General features: G+C 74.3%; 14 protein-coding genes and 3 pseudogenes. 9 read left to right on the plus strand and 8 right to left on the minus strand.

The features are described from left to right. Positions 1–142: 142 nt before the first annotated feature. Both ACFVVL_RS27490 and ACFVVL_RS27495 read left to right on the plus strand, forming a co-directional pair. Entirely contained in the window at positions 143–1339 is a 1197-nt protein-coding gene (locus ACFVVL_RS27490; RefSeq protein WP_387679807.1) for a sensor histidine kinase, read from the plus strand. After that, on the plus strand, positions 1336–2007 hold the full coding sequence (locus tag ACFVVL_RS27495) for a response regulator (protein WP_387679810.1): 672 nt from the start codon (positions 1336–1338) through the stop codon (positions 2005–2007). The genes ACFVVL_RS27490 and ACFVVL_RS27495 overlap by 4 nt, the downstream gene beginning before the upstream one ends. A gap of 571 nt (positions 2008–2578) precedes the next feature. On the opposite strand, the gene ACFVVL_RS27500 is transcribed toward ACFVVL_RS27495, so the two are convergent. Then, positions 2579–5389 (minus strand): BTAD domain-containing putative transcriptional regulator, encoded by a 2811-nt coding sequence (locus ACFVVL_RS27500; protein ID WP_387679813.1) that lies wholly within the window; start codon positions 5387–5389, stop codon positions 2579–2581. 198 nt (positions 5390–5587) lie between these two features. Here ACFVVL_RS27500 and ACFVVL_RS27505 point away from each other — a divergent pair, with 198 nt between their 5' ends. Beyond that, the gene (locus ACFVVL_RS27505; protein ID WP_387679816.1) at positions 5588–5881 is read left to right on the plus strand and encodes a hypothetical protein; all 294 of its coding nucleotides are present in this window, start codon (positions 5588–5590) and stop codon (positions 5879–5881) included. Positions 5882–6022: 141 nt separating this feature from the next. Here the strand turns inward: ACFVVL_RS27505 and ACFVVL_RS27510 are convergent, their stop codons facing one another. After that, positions 6023–6871 carry an aldo/keto reductase gene (locus tag ACFVVL_RS27510; protein ID WP_387679819.1) on the minus strand — a complete coding sequence of 283 codons (849 nt, stop codon included), beginning with the start codon at positions 6869–6871 and terminating at the stop codon, positions 6023–6025. 67 nt (positions 6872–6938) lie between these two features. Between ACFVVL_RS27510 and ACFVVL_RS27515 the strand changes: the two genes are divergently transcribed. Both ACFVVL_RS27515 and ACFVVL_RS27520 read left to right on the plus strand, forming a co-directional pair. Continuing rightward, on the plus strand, positions 6939–7604 hold the full coding sequence (locus ACFVVL_RS27515; RefSeq protein WP_387679936.1) for a DNA-binding response regulator: 666 nt from the start codon (positions 6939–6941) through the stop codon (positions 7602–7604). A 599-nt stretch (positions 7605–8203) separates the two neighbouring features. Beyond that, on the plus strand, positions 8204–8617 hold the full coding sequence (locus ACFVVL_RS27520; RefSeq protein WP_387679822.1) for an ATP-binding protein: 414 nt from the start codon (positions 8204–8206) through the stop codon (positions 8615–8617). A 77-nt stretch (positions 8618–8694) separates the two neighbouring features. On the opposite strand, the gene ACFVVL_RS27525 is transcribed toward ACFVVL_RS27520, so the two are convergent. Continuing rightward, positions 8695–9051, minus strand: coding sequence for a phosphatase PAP2 family protein (locus tag ACFVVL_RS27525; RefSeq protein WP_387679825.1), 357 nt, complete (start codon positions 9049–9051; stop codon positions 8695–8697). 160 nt (positions 9052–9211) lie between these two features. On the opposite strand from ACFVVL_RS27525, the pseudogene ACFVVL_RS27530 reads away from it, so the two are divergent. Next, positions 9212–9338, plus strand: a pseudogene (locus ACFVVL_RS27530) (IS5/IS1182 family transposase); the annotation flags it as partial. Between the two features lie 111 nt (positions 9339–9449). Here ACFVVL_RS27530 and ACFVVL_RS27535 read toward each other — a convergent pair. Next, complete coding sequence (locus ACFVVL_RS27535; RefSeq protein ID WP_387679828.1) at positions 9450–10025, minus strand: hypothetical protein; 576 nt, start codon at positions 10023–10025, stop codon at positions 9450–9452. 727 nt (positions 10026–10752) lie between these two features. Between ACFVVL_RS27535 and ACFVVL_RS27540 the strand changes: the two genes are divergently transcribed. Beyond that, a complete protein-coding gene (locus ACFVVL_RS27540) occupies positions 10753–11313 on the plus strand; it encodes a hemerythrin domain-containing protein (RefSeq protein ID WP_380297246.1) in 561 nt (186 codons plus the stop codon). A 254-nt stretch (positions 11314–11567) separates the two neighbouring features. Here the strand turns inward: ACFVVL_RS27540 and ACFVVL_RS27545 are convergent, their stop codons facing one another. Together ACFVVL_RS27545 and ACFVVL_RS27550 are read right to left on the minus strand one after the other, a co-directional pair. After that, the gene (locus ACFVVL_RS27545) at positions 11568–12023 is read right to left on the minus strand and encodes a hypothetical protein (protein ID WP_387679942.1); all 456 of its coding nucleotides are present in this window, start codon (positions 12021–12023) and stop codon (positions 11568–11570) included. Positions 12024–12168: 145 nt separating this feature from the next. Then, positions 12169–12309 (minus strand): annotated as a pseudogene (locus ACFVVL_RS27550) (IS5/IS1182 family transposase); the annotation flags it as partial. A gap of 374 nt (positions 12310–12683) precedes the next feature. On the opposite strand from ACFVVL_RS27550, the gene ACFVVL_RS27555 reads away from it, so the two are divergent. Further along, on the plus strand, positions 12684–13088 hold the full coding sequence (locus ACFVVL_RS27555; RefSeq protein WP_380297244.1) for a RidA family protein: 405 nt from the start codon (positions 12684–12686) through the stop codon (positions 13086–13088). Positions 13089–14349: 1261 nt separating this feature from the next. On the opposite strand, the pseudogene ACFVVL_RS27560 reads toward ACFVVL_RS27555, so the two are convergent. After that, positions 14350–14511, minus strand: a pseudogene (locus ACFVVL_RS27560) (MepB family protein); the annotation flags it as partial. A 222-nt stretch (positions 14512–14733) separates the two neighbouring features. Here ACFVVL_RS27560 and ACFVVL_RS27565 point away from each other — a divergent pair. Further along, entirely contained in the window at positions 14734–15018 is a 285-nt protein-coding gene (locus tag ACFVVL_RS27565; protein WP_387679832.1) for a pyrimidine/purine nucleoside phosphorylase, read from the plus strand. Positions 15019–15137: 119 nt separating this feature from the next. Here the strand turns inward: ACFVVL_RS27565 and ACFVVL_RS27570 are convergent, their stop codons facing one another. Further along, a complete protein-coding gene (locus ACFVVL_RS27570; protein ID WP_387679835.1) occupies positions 15138–15980 on the minus strand; it encodes a TIGR04222 domain-containing membrane protein in 843 nt (280 codons plus the stop codon). Between the last annotated feature and the right edge of the window lie 400 nt (positions 15981–16380).

The raw sequence follows: 16380 nt of genomic DNA on the forward strand, positions 1-16380 counted from the left end.
CCCTCCTCCGCCCGCAGGAGCCCCCGGTGTCCCGGGGGAGCCCCCGGTCTCCGCCGGTGGGCGGACGCCTTCACGGCCACGGGGGCCCTACCGTGGGCCTCCGGCGAGGACGCCGGACGACGCGGACGCGAGGACGGACACGATGACCGAGACCGGCGCGGTACGGACGGGCCCGCCGGGCACCCTCGCCCGGCTGCCGGGACGGCTGCCGCCCCTGGTGGCGGACGCCGCGCTCGCGGCGGCCCTGTTCCTGGTGACGCTCGGGCCCGGACGGGTGACGGACGGCACGGGCTACGCGCTGCAGACCGCCCTGGTGCTGCCGTTGGTGTGGCGGCGGCGGGCGCCGCGGGCCGCGTTCGCGGTGATCGCCGCCGCGGCGCTCACGCAGTGGCTGCTGGGTGTTCAGCTGCCGGCCGACGTGGCGCTGCTGGTCGCCCTCGGGACGGTGACCGCGCGGGCGCCGTCCCGGTCGGCGTGGGCGGCGGCCCTGGTGGCGGTGGCCGGGGCCGTGCTGGCGGCGGCGCGCTGGGCACCCGAGGGCCGGTTCCTCGCCTCGGCCGCCGCCATGACGGCGGCGGTCGCCGCGAGCACCCTGCTCGGGGTGAACACCCGGATCCGGCGGGCCGCGCGGGCCCAGCGTCTGGAACGGCTGGAACGGGACCGCGACGAGCGGGAGCGCCGGGCGGTGGAGGAGGAACGCGCCCGGATCGCGCGGGAGTTGCACGACAGCGTCACGCACGGCCTGTCGGTGGTGGTGGCGCTGGCGGACGCACTCGGCCACGCACGGCCGGCCGACGCCTCCGCCGTGACGGCCCGGATCGCACAGACCGGGCGGCAGGCGCTGACCGACATGCGCCGCGCCCTGGGCCTGCTCCAGGACACCGGCCCCGACGCCGGCCCCGAGGACGACCGGCAGCCGCCACCGGGGATCGGGCAACTCGGGGTGCTGTGCGAGCGGATGGAGGCAGCGGGCCTCGCGACCCGGCTGCGCGTGGACGGCGAGGCCGCCACGGTACCGGCCGCGGCGCAACTGACGGTGCACCGCCTCGTCCAGGAGTCCCTGACCAACGCGCTGCGCCACGCGCCGCAGGGCTCGCGCGCCGAGGTGCGGGTGACCTGCGCGCCCAGGGCGGTCACGGTCGAGGTGACCGACGACGGGCACCCCGCAGGCACCGGGCGCCCCGCAGACACCGGGCACCCCGCACCCGCCGAATCCGGGCGGGGCCTCACCGGGATGCGGGAGCGCGCCGCCGCCTTCGGCGGGGTACTGGAAACGGGCCCGCGGCCCGGCGGCGGCTGGCGGGTCTTCGTCCGGCTCGACCCCGCAGGCACGCCATGAGCGTCCGGGTACTGCTGGTGGACGACGAGGAACTGCTGCGGCTGGCCTTCGGCATGATCCTGCGCGCCGAGCCGGACATGGAACCGGTCGGAGAGGCCGCCGACGGGGCGGCAGCAGTGGAACTGGCGCGACGGCTGCGACCGGACGTGGTGCTGATGGACGTGCGGATGCCGGGCACCGACGGCATCGAGGCGACCCGGCAGCTGCTGCGCGAAGCGCCCGGCACACGGGTGCTGGTACTCACGACCTTCGACCTGGACACCTACGCCTTCGAGGCGCTGCGCGCCGGAGCCTCCGGCTTCCTGCTGAAGAACAGCCGGCCGGAGGAACTGCTGGGAGCGATCCGCGACGTGGCACGGGGGGACGCCGCACTCTCCCCCCGGGTGACCCGGCGCCTGCTGGACCGCTTCGCCCACCGGCTCCCCGCCACCGGCGACGACGGCGCCGGAGGCGACGCGGAGCGGCTGCGCGCGCTGACCGCGCGCGAGCGGGAGGTCCTGCTGGGAGCCGCCCGCGGCCTGACCAACACAGAACTCGCCACCGCCCTCGGCCTCGCACAGCCCACGGTGAAGAAACACCTCGGCCGCGCCATGGCCAAGCTGGGCCTGCGGGACCGGGTACAGGCAGTGATCTTCGCGTACGAGTGCGGACTGGTCGGACCGCGGTAGACACGGGCAGCCGCCGGCTCAGGCGACGTCCACCGCACTCCAGGCGGCGCCGGCGACGCCCCAGAGCCCTCGGCCGCAGGACCGCGGTGCGCGCGCCCCTGCGGTCCCCAGCGCACGCCATGCAGACGGTCCGCGCCCGCCACCGGACGCCGGAGGCCTCCTGGCCGCCGATGCCGGTCGAGCCGTTGCCCGCCGGGCCGTTGGACGTGATGCCGCTGACGGCCCCGGCACCGCTGCCCCCGCCGCCAGGCAGAACCAGCGCTCGCCGACACCCGAGGAGTTGCGCACATCGAGCCGGCCGACGACCTCCGGCCACCAGCCTGCGCGACGGCGTCCTCGCGATCGGTCGTGAGCCGGCCGGCCGGCCGACCGGCCGGCCGTGGCTCTGCGCCCCGCCCAGGACAGCCCGCCCCCCGAACCCGCCCCCCGAACCCGGTCCCGGCCGTACACGACGGCCCCGAACGAAGCACCCCCGCCGCCGGTTGCCCGCCTGCTGCGCCCCGCGCACTCCGCGGCCCGGTGCGCGCTCTCCTCCGGGGCCGGGACACCCGCGCCCGCTGTCCCCGGCCGGTCAGCCCTCGGCGAGGCGGGCGTGCAGGCGCTCCGCGCCGGGGTGGCCGATGTCCTCGTAGACGGCCAGGGCCTGACGCAGCGCCGCCCGGGCCGCGGGGCGGTCCCCGGCGGCCTCGTGGGTGTCGGCGAGGCCGACGAGGGTGCGGGCCTCCCAGGAGCGGTCGCCCAGCGTCCGGTAGAGCCCGATGGCCTGCCGGTAGCAGTGGACGGCCTCGTCGTACGCCGCGAACCGGTGGTGCGCGTGGGCGAGGGTGTCCCAGGTGGCGGCCTCACCGGGGCGGTCGGCGGTGTTCCGCAGCAGGCCGAGGGCCTCCTCGCACTGCCGCAGGGCCTGGTCGCGGTCGCCCAGCATGGTGCGCGACCAGGCGCCGGCGTTGAGGGCGCGCGCCTGGCCCGCGACGTCGTCGGCCGACCGGTACAGCTCCAGTGCCACCGTGCCGTGGTCGAGCGCCTCCGGGTGGCGGCCCTGCTGGTCGAGCATCCAGCCCAGGGCGAGGTGCATCCGGGCCCGGCCGGTGGTGTCACCGAGGGCGGTGAAGAGCGCGAGGGCCTCGGTTCCGTGGCGTTCGGCCTCGGCGTGGTGGCCCAGCCGGGTGTGCACCCGGGTGAGCGCGCGGTGGGACAGTGCCTGGCCGAGCCGGTCGCCCAACCGTTCGGCCGCCTGCAGCCCGGTGGTCTGGGCGAACAGCCAGGCGTCCAGGTAGCCGTCGCGCGCATGGACGTGGGAGAGGGTCCAGGCGAGCGGCCAGGTGTGGCCGTCGAGTCCGGCGGCGGTGGTGAGGGCGACGAGGGCGTGCAGCACGGGCCGTTCGGTGCCGAGCCACGCCAGCGCCGCCGCGCTGTCGGCCAGCGGCTCGGGGTGGGCGCCGGGGTGGACGGGCGGAAGGGCGATGTCCGTGCGGTGGCGCTCGACGAGGGCGGCGGCCCCGTGGGCGGTGTGCGTGTAGTGGCTGACCGTGCGCAGCAGGGCGTCGTGGCGGGACGCCCGGTTCGCGGGGTCGTCGGCGAGCTCGGCGGCGTAGGCGCGGACCAGGTCGTGGAGGCCGTACCGGCCCGGAAGGTGTTCGGTGATCAGCTGGGCGCGGACCAGTTCGCCGAGCGCGGCGCCGGTGCGGTGCCGGCAGAAGCCGGTCAGGCTGGCGGCCGCCGGCCTGCTGATCTGCGGTCCGGGGTGGACGCCGAGGAGGCGGAACAGCAGGTCGGCGTCGTCGCTGAGGGCGCGGCGCGACCACGAGAACACCGAGCGCGGGCTGAGTGCCGTACCGCCTTCGGCGAAGGCGTCCAGCCCGCCGGCGGCGTCGCGCAGTTCACCGGCCAGCATGGCCAGGCTGAAGGCGGGGTTGGCCAGGGCCCGGGCCGCCACGACGGCGAGTGCGAGGGGCAGCCCGGCGCAGGCGGTGACGATGGAGGCGACGGCCTCGGCCTCCCGGGCGATCCGGTGGCCGCCGAGGCGGTGGGCGAGCAGGCCGCGGGCCTCGTCGTCGGTGAGGGCCGCCGGGGCGAGGAGGCGGGCGCCGTCGGCGGCGATGAGTTCGGGCAGCCGGCTGCGGCTGGTCACGATCACCGTGCAGAGGCCGGAGCCGGGCAGCAGCGGGCGGACCTGCTCGGCGTCGCGGGCGTTGTCCAGGACGATGAGGAGCCGTTTTCCCGCGGCGAGGCTGCGGTAGAGGCCGAGCCGCGTCTGCGGTTCGGCGGGCTGGGTGTCGTGGGGGACACCGAGGGCGTCGAGGAAGGAGCCCATCGCCAGCGCCGGGGGGAGGGGGTCCCGGTGGGGCGCGAAGCCGCGCAGGTCCACGTACAACTGGCCGTCGGGGAAGCGCCGGCGATGCCGGTGCGCCCAGTGGAGGGCCAACCAGGTCTTGCCGATGCCGCCGATCCCGCTCAGCACGACCGTACGGCCGGTGACGGCGCCCTCCGGTCCCGCCGGGCCTTCGGCCAGGGCCCGGTCGAGTGCGGCGATCTCGCGCTCGCGCCCGGTGAACTGGATCGGCGCGGAAGGAAGTTGGCGTGGCACCGGAAGGGGGCCGGCGCCGCCGGTGGCCGTGGCGCCGCCGGTTGCGGGCGGCGGGGCGGGGAGGGAGAGCGCGGGGTCGTTGTCGAGGATCTGCCGATGCAGGGTGCGCAGGGCCGGACCCGGTTCCGTGCCGAGTTCCTCGGCCAGCAGCCGGTGGGTCCGCCGGTAGCGCTCCAGCGCCTCCGAGGGGCGGCCGCTGCGGTACAGGGCCAGCAGGAGCTGTCCGGCGAGGCGTTCGTCCAGGGGGAGGGCCGCGGCCCGGGCGGACAGCGCGGCGAGGCACTCGCTGTGGCGCCCGGCCCGGAGCATGAGGTCGGTGTGCGCCAGTTCGGCCTCCCGGCGTTCGGCGGCCAGGTGTTCGCGGACGGCGTCCAGTCCGGGGGCGTTCAGCCCGGCCAGCGGCTCGCCCCGCCACAGGGCGAGTCCCTCGTCCAGCAGGGTCAGGGCGGTGGCGTCGTCGGCGCTCTTGGCGCGGGCGGCCAGCCGGCGGAAGCGGTGGGCGTCGACGGCGTCCTCCTCGACCCGCAGGACGTAGCCCCCGGGCCCGCGGGCCAGCAGCACGTCGAGCGGGCCCAGCACGCGGCGCAGCCGGGAGACATAGGTGTAGAGCGTGTTCCGTGCCTGGTCGCCCGCGTCCTCGCCCCACACGTCGCGGATCAGCCGGCCGACCGGGACGGGGCGGCCGGCGTCCAGGACCAGGGCGGCGAGGACGCACTGCTCCCGGGCGTGGCCCAGCGGGACGGGCCGTCCGCCGGCGAGTACCTCCAGGGGGCCCAGGATGCGGAACCCGACCATGCCGCGATGCCTCTCTCGTGAGTTCAACGTCCTTTTTCGATCGATGAGTTGACAGTCTCACCTGTGACGTCGAGGTTTGCTCAGGGTTTGCCTCAGGTCGGCCGAGCAGAGTTGCGGACGTGCCTCCGAGGCCGCCGGCCGCCGGCGGGGCGGGGCACGGCAGCAGACCGGACCGACCTTTTCCACGAAAGGCAGATCATGCGCATCCGTCACACCATGGCCGGGCTCGCCCTCGGCACCGCGTTCGCCGTGGGCGCCCTGGCCGCGCCGGCCCAGGCGGCCCCGGCCCCCGCCGCGGCCCCCGCCGCCGTCGCAGGCCCGGCGAAGGCCCCCTCTGCGGTCACCGGCTGGACGGTGATCGCCACCTACCCCAGCCTGAGCTCCTGTGAGTCGGCCGCCGTGGCCTGGGCCGGCCGGCACCCCGGCAAGCGGGCCTTCTGCGAGGACCGGGGATACCGGGGGACGGTATGGGAGCTGCTCGTGCAGAGCTGAGGACCCGCCGGGGCGCGGGGGCGCGCTCCCGCCCAGGCCCCCGCCCGGACGTGTCGGGGTACCGCGCTACACGGGGGGCGCGGTATCCCGGCACGCCCGGGCGGGGGCAGGCCCGGCCGGCCGGCTTCCGGAGCCGACCGGCTATCCCCGCAGGCCGGCCAGGTCCTCGCCACGGAGATCGAGGTCGTTCGCCGCGAGGTTCTCCTCCAGATGGTCGAGGGAACCGGTGCCCGGAATCGCCAGTACCGCCGACGACTCCGCCAGCAGCAGGGCGATCCGCAGCTGCGCCCGGGTCACGCCCAGGCGTGCGGCGACCTCGCCGAGCCGTTCAGCGTCGAGCGGGCCGCTGCCGACGCCGCCGCCGAGCGGGAAGTACGGCACGTACGCGATACCCGCTTCCTCGCACTCGGACAGCAGCCCCCTGTCACCGGTGTGCCGATTCTGCACCGCCGCGACGGGCGCGATCGCCCGGGCCTCGGCGAACTGGGCGGCATCGACGTTGCTGACGCCCAGGTGCCGGATCAGCCCCTGCGCACGGAGCCCGGCCAGCACCGCGAACCGTTCGGCGATCGACTCGGCACCCGGCCCGGTCACCCCGCCGACCCGCAGATAGACCAGGTCGAGCCGCTCCAGGCCGAGCGAGCGCAGGTCCGCCTCGACCAGGCCGCGCAGCTGATCGGCCGTCGCCTGCCCGCTCGGTACACCGTTCGCTCCGGGCAACGGCCCCACCTTCGTCGCGATCACCAGGTCGTCACGGTAGGGGGCCAGTGCCGTGCGGATCAGCTCGTTGGCCCACACCGCGTCCCGGCCGTAGAAGCCGGCCGTGTCGATGTGGTTCACACCCAGCTCCACGGCCCGGCGCAGCACCGCGATGCCCGTCCCGGGATCTCGCGCCGGACCGGCGAAGGTGCCCATCGCCACGCGCATCGCGCCGAAGCCGAGCCGGTTGATCGTCAGCTCCCCGCCGAGGGGGAAGGTCTTGATCGCCATGACGCTCATGGTGTCCACCGGCACGACGTCCGGCGAGTTCGTGACAGCTTGCTGCCAGACTGGCGGGATGCGGAACGAAGAGGTGTTCTCAGTGCGGGGGGACTCGGAGTTGATCGCGCGCGCAGGTCATCTCTTCGAGTCCGCGCGGGCCGAGTTCCTGTGTGCCGCCCGGGATCTCAGGACCTGGTCGCACCCGGGGTCCAGGGCCGCGGTCCGCCGTCGGATGCGCGCGGCGGATGCGCCTGCCTTCACCCCCCGGAAGCTGCTCAGCCCGGTGGCGCTCGCCGACGAGGAGGCCCGCGCGCACCTGCGGCTGGTGCGGAGCAAGGGCGTTCTCGTCCGGATCAGCCGTTCGCCGCTGCCGCACGAGACCATTCTCATCGACCGGCGGGTGATGATCCTCGCCGGCCAGGAGACCCCCACCGGCCGCGAATACACCGTGACGACGTCGCAGATCCTGGTCGAGGGCGTTCGCTCGTTGTTCCGGGCGATCTGGGACGCCGCCGTCGACCTCGAAACCTATCTGGGCAGCGATGTCCCGCACCTCGATGCCGACGGCCGCATGATCCTCAAAGCCCTCGGTTCGGGCCTCACCGACGAATCGGCGGCCAGGAGACTCGGCCTCTCGCTGCGCACCTACCGGCGGCGGGTGGCCGGGCTGATGGCCGAGCTTGAAGCCGACTCCCGCTTCCAGGCCGGGCTGCGTGCGGCCGAGCTGGGGCTACCCCGTTGAAGCCACGGTGATCGCGGGTCTGCCCACCTGAGCACTGCGGAGCGCACAACCAACCGCCCCACGCCGCAAGGCCCTCGCCGCCGCGTCCGGCGCCACCACGCCGGCCACGGCTCTCGCTGCGGTGGCCCTGAACGCGACAGCCGCCGAGGTCGCCTCGAAGCGGATCGCCGCGACGGCGGACGCGCTGCGCGCACAGGATCCCACGACCGCGGCAGCCCTGAGCCCGGCCGCCCACCGGACCGCAGACGCTCCGCGTGCGGAGGCAGCAGGACGACGGCACGGGCACGGGCCCCGGGGAGACGACCGGAGCCGAGCCGGAGCCGGCGATGATCCGCGGCCAGGTGGTCGCCGTCCTCTCCGCACGCGGCCAACCCGTCCCCGTCGACCCGGGCACATCGGACGAACCCCTGCCCCTGCCCGGCGCCGTCGGCGGCTTGAACGGCCTCGCCGCCGACCCCGGTTCCGTCGTGGGCCGGGGGCCCCGGCCGGTCGCTGCCGACGGACCGTGAGGTACGTCGCATGCGGTCACCGGCTGCGGGCAGGCGCTGGACGCACGCATCCGGAGGTTCTCGAACGACCCAGGTCGGAGGGAGATCTGCATGGCAAGGATCCACGGAGTGGGGTGGGCCCGGCGCCTTCCGCTCGGCACGGGAGTACGGGCCGCCCGGGAGTGGGCGCGCACGCACCTGGAGGCCCTGGGCTGGGACCAGGACGCGCCCGAGGCCGCGGACGCGGTGGTACTGGCCGTGTCCGAACTGACCACCAACGCCCACGTCCACGCCAGCAGTGACGCGGAGCTGGTGCTGACGTGGGACGGGCGCTGTCTGCACCTGAGCGTCCACGACCACAGCCCTCGGCTGCCCCGTCCGCGATCGGCCGCCCCCGACGCCGTCGGCGGGCGGGGCCTGACACTGGTCGACGCGCTCGCCGACCACTGGCACACCCGCCGGCAGAAGAACGGCAAGACGGTCACCGCCTGCTTCCACCCGCCGGGCGTGGGGCCCTCTCACTGAGCAGCCCGGCCGCAGCCGGCGGGAACGGCCGGTCGGGCTGCCCCCTGGACCATCCGTCCGGCTCTGCCCGGCCGCCGCTACAGCTGCGGATCGCCGGCCGGTCGTGGCCGGAGCCCGTCCTTCGCGCCGAGCTCGGCCTCCGGCCCCTGCCGGAGCCGCGCCGTCCGGAGCCCGCTCTCCCGCCGCCAGGCCCCGAACGCCCGGCCGGCGGGCGGGCGGACGGGCCCGGTAGCCCCCGCGCCCCGCCCACGGTCGGCGAGAAAGGCCCGCCACATGATCCAGAGCGCGGCGCCACCGTTCACCGGACCGGCCAGGACGTCGGCGGGGTGGTGCATGCCGCGATACAGCCGGCTGAACGCGACCAGGGCCGCCAGCAGCGCGGCCAGGACACAGCCGCCGCCCCGTGCGGACGGCGGCGTGCGCCCCTGCGCCACCGCCACCGGAGGCCGGGGCCGAGCAGCGCGTCGGCGACGACCCGGGTGCCACTGCTCCTGGTCCTCGTCACAGGTCCACCGTCTGGTCCCCGGCGCTCCCGAACGTCTCTCCCCGCCCGTGCCGGCCGCCCCGTGCGACCTCGGCCGCCCGCCGCTGGACGACCGGGGCGACCGGCACGGGACGGTGATCGACGGCTCGCACCACCAGGCCCGTCGCGGCGGCCCAAACGGGACCGAGCCCGGTCGGCCGCGCCCGACCGGGCTCGAAGCGCCACGTGATCACCGACTGAACGGCGTTGCTCCAGGAACCCAAGGACAGGGCAGCGGCCTTTCGGAGCTCCGCACCATGGATCAGGCGCTGCGGCGGGGCAGCGGAATCGGCCCCGCCGGGTGGGGGATCAGGCGCCGTAGGTGCCGCTGGCCCATACCGGGTTGCCTTCGCCCTTGCCCTTGTACACGACCAGGTTGCCGTCGTTCTGGAACACGAAGTGCGAGTCGGCGCCGGCCCACCAGGTGCCGGTGGACCACAGGGCGGTGCCGTTGGTGTCGTAGACGACGAAGTTCCCGTCCGACTGCATCTTCGCCGTCGCGCCCGGGTGGTTGTACGTGCCGGTGGCCCAGATCGCCGAGCCGCTTTCCCTGTTGTACAGCACGAGGTTGCCATCGCCTTGCATGGCGAGCTCGTACTTGTAGCTGTAGCTGCACCATGCCGCGGTCGACACGATGGTGTAGGTGGCCCAGAAGCCGACGCCGAGGTCGTTGTTCGCGTTGTGGGCCGTACAGGGGGGGATGGAGCCTGCGAGTGCGGGGCTGGAGGGTATGGATTCTGCGAGCGCGGGGCTGGAGCCCGCCGTGGCGGGGGTGATGCCGGACGAGCCATGGGCTTGGGCCGCCGTCGGAGCGAAGGCCGTCAGCGCGACCGCTGCCGCTGCGATCGCGGTCCCCCGGGCGAACCTGGTCGTGAACCTGGTCATTTCACCATCCTGACTGTGTCCGAACGTGATGTGCACAGATGAACTGGCTTTGATCATAGGGTTATTGACGACCTGTCGCCATCATTTTTATGCAAACAGCGGCGAAGGCCCTGACCGCGACCGCTGCCCCTCTGTGACCAGCCAGGCGCTGAGAAACCGGCCGGGCCGAGCTCTGTCCAGGTCGGCAGTACCTGCTCGCCGAGATCGGCCTCGGGGCCCGCGGCTCGGATCGCCCTTTATGGATGATTTCCATGAAGTGGGCGGTGATATTTCGGGTTTGGGTTCTTCTCCTGGAATTCTGCGTCATATCGTCTTTTCAAGGCCCAGGCCGTTGTCCGGCGCGCCGGAACCGATCTTGATGCCTCGCGCGAGCCACCGGACCGTCGGGCTCCGCATCGAAGGCTGCAAGACCGAGCGCTCCGAAGGCGGCCCCGTCCCACTGAGCGAGCGGCCGGGTCGCGGACAGCGCCGTGGCCACCTCCGCCCCAGCTGCCTGCTGACCCTCACCGCTCCGGCGATCATCGCGATCATCGCGATCATCGCGATCGCCGCTGCCGACCGCGGCTGCTCCGCCCGGCCATTCCTCTCACCCCCGGTTGCGGACCGGCGCGCGGGGCAGACGGGTGATGCTTCGCGGGACGGCGGTGCCCGCCGTCCCGCGACAGGAACGGATGCCCGGTACGGCGGTCGGCCGACCGCCGCCCACCAACAGAAGGATGACTGGGACATGGGACACGGCGGGAACGTCATCGCGGAGCTCACTACCGACCACCGCGAGGTGGAAGAACTGTTCGACAAGATCAAAGCCCTGCCCTCCGGGGACGAGCGGCGCCGCACGATCGCGGACGAGTTCACCATCGAGCTGGTGCGCCACTCGGTCGCCGAGGAGCAGTACCTCTACCCGGCGGTGCGCGAGCACGTGCCCGGCGGCGCGTCGCTGGCCGACAAGGAACTCGCCGACCACGCCAAGGTCGAACGGCTCCTCAAGGAGCTGGAGGGCACCGATGTCGGGGACGCGCGGTTCGATGTCCTGGTGAGCCGTCTGATCACCGAGGTGGGGGAGCACGTGCGCGACGAGGAGGACAACCTGTTCCCGGCGCTGGCCGGCGTGTGCTCGCCCGAGCGGCTGGACGCACTGGGGGACAAGGTCCGCACCGCCAAGAAGACGGCGCCCACCCGCCCGCACCCCTCCGCCCCCGACACTCCGCCCGCCAACAAGCTCCTGGCTCCGGGTACCGGCATGGTCGACCGGGTACGCGACTTCGTAACCGGCCGCGGCAAGTCCTGACCACCGCCTTCCGGAGGGCGCCGGCCCGACCCGCCCGACCCGCTACGACCCGGAGGCCGGCCGTCGGCACATCGCCGACCACATGACGTCCCGCCGGGCGAGGCCCGCCCCCGCCGCGCCCCTCCGGCTGCAGGTCCCTGCGGGGACGCCGATCGGTCCCGTCCCGCGCACGGACGGCCGGCCCCGGCGGGCGGGACCCGGTGTCGGGGGGGCGACCTCAAGGAGGAGCAGCCGCCCGGTTGCCCGGTGCCTTCTCAGTCGACGCGGCGCCAGTTGATCCACGAGCCGTCGCCGTTGCGGGTGATCTCGTACAGGTGGCCGTCGGCCCAGCGGGCGCGGAAGTACAGGGCGTCGGAGCCGTCGGAGTACAGCCGGATCTCGTTCGTGAGGTTGCCCCCGAACGAGATCCAGTCACTGAGGACGCCCGACGGGCTGATCCACCGCACCCACATGGCGTTGTCGGTCCCGACCGCGAAGACGTGGTCGACGCCGTTGATGGTGTAGTAGAGGGGGTCGCCCAGGGCGCCGCCGCACTTGACCGGGCCGCCGGCCACGTCGAGGAACTTCACCTCGATCTTGGTGGCGCTGCAGTGGACGCGGGGAAACTTCGCGGGGACGGCCTGGGCCGCCGTCGCGGAGGCGACCGCGCCGCCCAGCGTCGCGCTCAGGAGCGCCACCGCGACGGCGGCGGTCTTCTTGATCCTCATCATCCGTTTCTCCCCGGTGGTGGTGGTCACGCGCTACTGACCACCCGACGCGCTGTCGTCGCCACCCGGTTCGGCCCCGTCCGCCCGGCCGCCCCGACCATGCCCCATCGGGCACGGCGGCGAGCGCACGGGCGGCCCCGAACCCGCCCCGCTTGCCTGCGTCGTGGCCGATCGCCTCGCCGCCCCGGTGACCGCGCACGGGCTGCGGGTCCCGGCCGTTGGCCACCCGCGTTCGCTCGCGCAGGGCATCGTGAACCCGGTTCCGGGTGCCGTGGCAGGTGTGGAGTCGGCCGGCGGGGGAGTGGGACGGCGGGGTGAACTGCCCGCAGCCGCGCGGGTGGGTGCACCGCTTGCGGGCTGAGGGGGTGATTCGGGTGCAGAAGGAGCTGATGGCGGCCGCGCCTTCGAGCGTGACGGCGTCCGGAGCCCGCCTGCCCGGCTGGGGACCGGCGGTGACCACCAGCACGACGGCCGGGCCGGGCCGGTTCGGGTGCGGGTGTGCGCCGACGAGGGCTCGGCCGCGTTCACAGCCCCGTCTGTGCGCGCAGAGAATAATTCGAGTTCGCGGTCGTGAAATTAAAACTCCGGAGGACCTGTAATTTCTGCCGGAAAGGTTCCGGTCTGCAACGGGCAGCACCGTGCGCTGTATCGAAGGAGTGGCTTGTGAGTTCTCAGGTGAAGGCATTCGGGTTCGGCATGCCGTGGGAATCGCTGTACGGTTACAGCCAGGCCGTTCAGGTGGGTGAAACCGTCTACGTGTCAGGTCAGTTGTCCCATGACCAGCATGGAAACTTCGTGGGCGCCGGCGACTTCGAATTGCAGGTCCGCACCACGCTGGAGAACCTCGACCTGGTACTGGGGCAGTTCGGTGCTGAACGGAGCCAGATCGTGGAAACCACGGTACTGGTGAGGAATCTGCGGGAGAACTTCGAAGCGGCAGCACGCCTCCACGCCGACTACTTCGGGGAGCACCGGCCGACCAGCACGGTCATGGGCATATCGGACCTGGCGCTGCCGGACCAGCTCGTGGAAATCGGTGCCCTTGTGCGTCTCGATGTGAAGCCCTAGCCGGATCGAGGCTCGGCCTGCGAGACGGAGGGGCTCCTGGAACCGGCCGTGCGCGGCCCGTACCCGGCCCCTCCACCGCGACGGGCGCCGCGACACGCCCGGGAGCGGTCAGACCGCCGGATCCCGCGCGGTGCGGCGTCCAGGAGGGCGTCCCCCAACCGCCCGGCCGATGAATCTCACCCCCGGATCCCTGTGAGCTCGGGCAGCCGGTGAGAACGGGACCGTCCCCGTTCTCACCGGCCCGGGGGCGGCGGCGCGGGGTGAGGCCGGTGGCCGTGACCGCGGAGAAGCGGGCGACGGCCCACCACCTGGCCGATCCTGGCGGTGGCTTCGTGCCCCAACGCCGCATCACCGGACGGGCGCAGCGGGTGGTCCACCCGTCCGGAACAGGACCGGCCCGGACCGGCCGGCGACGTTCACCACGACAGCGGGGACGGACGGTCACGGGGGGTGCCCGCACGGCCGCGCTGGCAGGGCCGGCCCCGGCCGGGCGGAGACCACGCGCCCCGGCCGCACGCTGACGCGCCGCTTCGCCGCCGCCATTGCCTTTTGCGCGTCGCGGATGGCGGATCCGCGCCGGACACTGCCGACGGATCAAGGGCTCGGGACACTAGTCCGGCGGTTCGGGGGTTCGGGGCTCGCCCGGTCCCGGTGCGGCCGGTTCGGGGTTCGGCGGGGCCGGAGCGGGACGCTGCGGCTCCGGGGGCGGTACAGGTGCGCCGGGTGGCGGCGGCGGATCCGGCACCAACGGGGGGCGGGAGGGGCCGCCGGGGTCGTGAGGAGGTACGGCCTCGGGGGGCCGGGTCTGCTCGGTCACCGCGGGGTTGCTCCCTTCGTCGTCGGGCCGGCCCCTGGCTGCGCCGGCCGCTCTCCGCGTCCGCATGCCCTTGATCTGCGGATTCATGCGTTGACGGCCGGTGCGGGGGAACCGGCGTCCGCACCCTCCGGGCGCCCGTACCGGCCGCGAGCCGTCCGCCCTGCCGCGAGCCGTCCGCCCGCCCCGCGCCCGCTGCCGCTGGCTGGACGAGGGCAGCCACGAAATCCTCGCCGGACAGCCCGCCCGCCACGCATGGCCCGAGGGCCACTGCCCGCCCGGTCCTGTGCTCAGTCTCTCGTCGTCCGGTCCCGCCCGCTGCGCTTCGTCCGGGGCCAGGAGACCGCGCGGCCGGTCCGGGGCGGTGACCGGGCTTGCGGGTGAGAGGTCTCGTGTACGGGTGCGGCGAATCGGGCCGGGTTGTTCGGCGGTGGATTGAAGGGGCACCTACGGGTGGTAGAGCGCCTGGGCGCGTGCCATGTCCGCAGGCCCGTCCTGGCCGATGGGGAAGAAGTGGCTCATCTGCCATGCCTGCGTGCTGCGGGCTTGCCGGTTGGCCGTGGTCACCCACGGCGGGTAGACACGGAATCCTCTCTTCCCGCCGGAGCCGAGGAGCGGCATCCGCGCAGTTGGTGGATGTCGACGGGGGGAAGCTCTGCCGGGTGGGTCGTGGTCCTGACGTCGATCGGCCGACCGCTGCGGTACCGGTCGCCGTCCGCTCCCCGGACGTCGCGGAAGGGCGTTGACGGCTGCCGGTAGCCTTCCCTCCCCGGGGGCCGGCCTGCGATGGGCGGGGCGCCCCTGCTGTGCCCGTCTCCCGAGAGGATGCCGATGTTCAAGGTCAACGAGTACTTCGACGGCGCGGTCAGGTCGATCGCCTTCACGGCGGAGGACGGTCCGGCGACCGTCGGCGTCATGGCGCCCGGTGAGTACGAGTTCGGCACCGCGAAGCGGGAGATCATGCACGTGGTCAGTGGCGCGCTGACCGTCAGGCTGCCCGGGTGCGAGCAGTGGGAGACCTTCCGGGCCGGCGGCCGCTTCGACGTCCCGGCCGACAGCAGGTTCCAGGTCAGGAGCGCGGTCGAGAGCGCCTACCTCTGCGAGTACCGCGACTGACGTCGCGGACCGCCCCGCCACCGACACCCGGAGGCCGGGCAGTCGCCGCCGGAGCGGTGACGGGCGATCCGTCCCGGCAGCCGGTCGGGGCCGTCCTGCGGACAGGGTCCGGGCCGGTGTCAGAGGCCGCCGAGCCCCGGCGGGTCGTTGACGGGTGTGCCGCCGGTGCGCGGTCGTTCGGGCCGGCGCAGGGCGCCGGACAGAGGGGCGAGCCTGCCGCGGAAGCTGCCCCAGGGCAGGACGGCGGCGAGCAGTTCGGCGTCCTGCGGGGAGAGGTCGTCGTTGGTGGCCGGTCTCCACGGCCGGTGGCGGGCGAAGTGGGCCTCCAGCGCGGCACGCCCCGCCTCCGTCCTATGGCTGCGCCAGTAGTGACCGCTCACCTCGGGGTGGGCGGCCTTCCAGACGGCGGCGAGCAGGACGGCCGTGGCCACGAGCGGGACGAGGAAGAGGCGGCCGCCCTCGTCGGCGGCCAGGGCGGTGGCCGTCAGTCCCATGGCGAGACACGGCACCTGGGCCCACACCAGCAGGTTGTGACGGCGCTCCGCCGCGCGGGAGCGGCCGGGGTGTCTCGTCAGGCCCTGGTCCCCCAGTCCGTCGCCGATCGCGACGATGGCCCGGCTCCGCCCGAACCGGCCCGTCCTGCGCCACATCCTGCTCCGGGGCGAGCGACCGATCACCTTCAGCACGGCGGCCTCGACGGCGTCGCGCGGTTCGGGGTCGACGACGGTGATCACCTTGTCCCGCACCGTCAACCGGCCGCCGAGCACCATCGCGGCCATGGCCACCTCGGCCACCCGCTGCTCCTGGAATTCCAGGAATGCCACCTCGTACAGGGTGAACTCCTCGTCGGGCGGACGCGTACGCACCGGAGTGTGCAGGAAGACCCGCAACGCGCGGCGGTAGCGGACGGCACAGACAACGCCCAGCCCGTACGCGGCGACGAGCAGAACCCACCACGGCATGGCACCACCCCCGACCCCCGCCGACCCGCCTCCCTTTGGCACTTACCCCTCCCGGCCGTCCTCGACGCGGACGGCCGGGCCGGCGGGGACGCGGCGTCCGCCGGCCCGGCCGGCCCGGACCGTGCGTCCCGCCTCCGGCGCAGCAGCACGCCGGGCCGGCGCGACAGAACATGCGCAGCGCCCGGTGGAGGGCCAGGCTGCCCGATGTGATGAACGCGCCGTGGCGCAGGGCGGAGGTTCCGCCCTGCGCCACGGTTCTGCGTGGGGGTGCCGCTCAGATCAGGTCGCTGACGGCGGCGAAGTTGCCGCTCGCGAGCATGGAGTAGCCGCTGGTGCTCACGGTGCCGTTGCCGTTGCCCGCCCACATCAGCAGCTGGCCGTCCGAGAACTTGCCGGCGAG

The sequence above is a fragment of the Kitasatospora sp. NPDC058115 genome, assembly GCF_042884635.1.
Taxonomy (GTDB): domain Bacteria; phylum Actinomycetota; class Actinomycetes; order Streptomycetales; family Streptomycetaceae; genus Kitasatospora.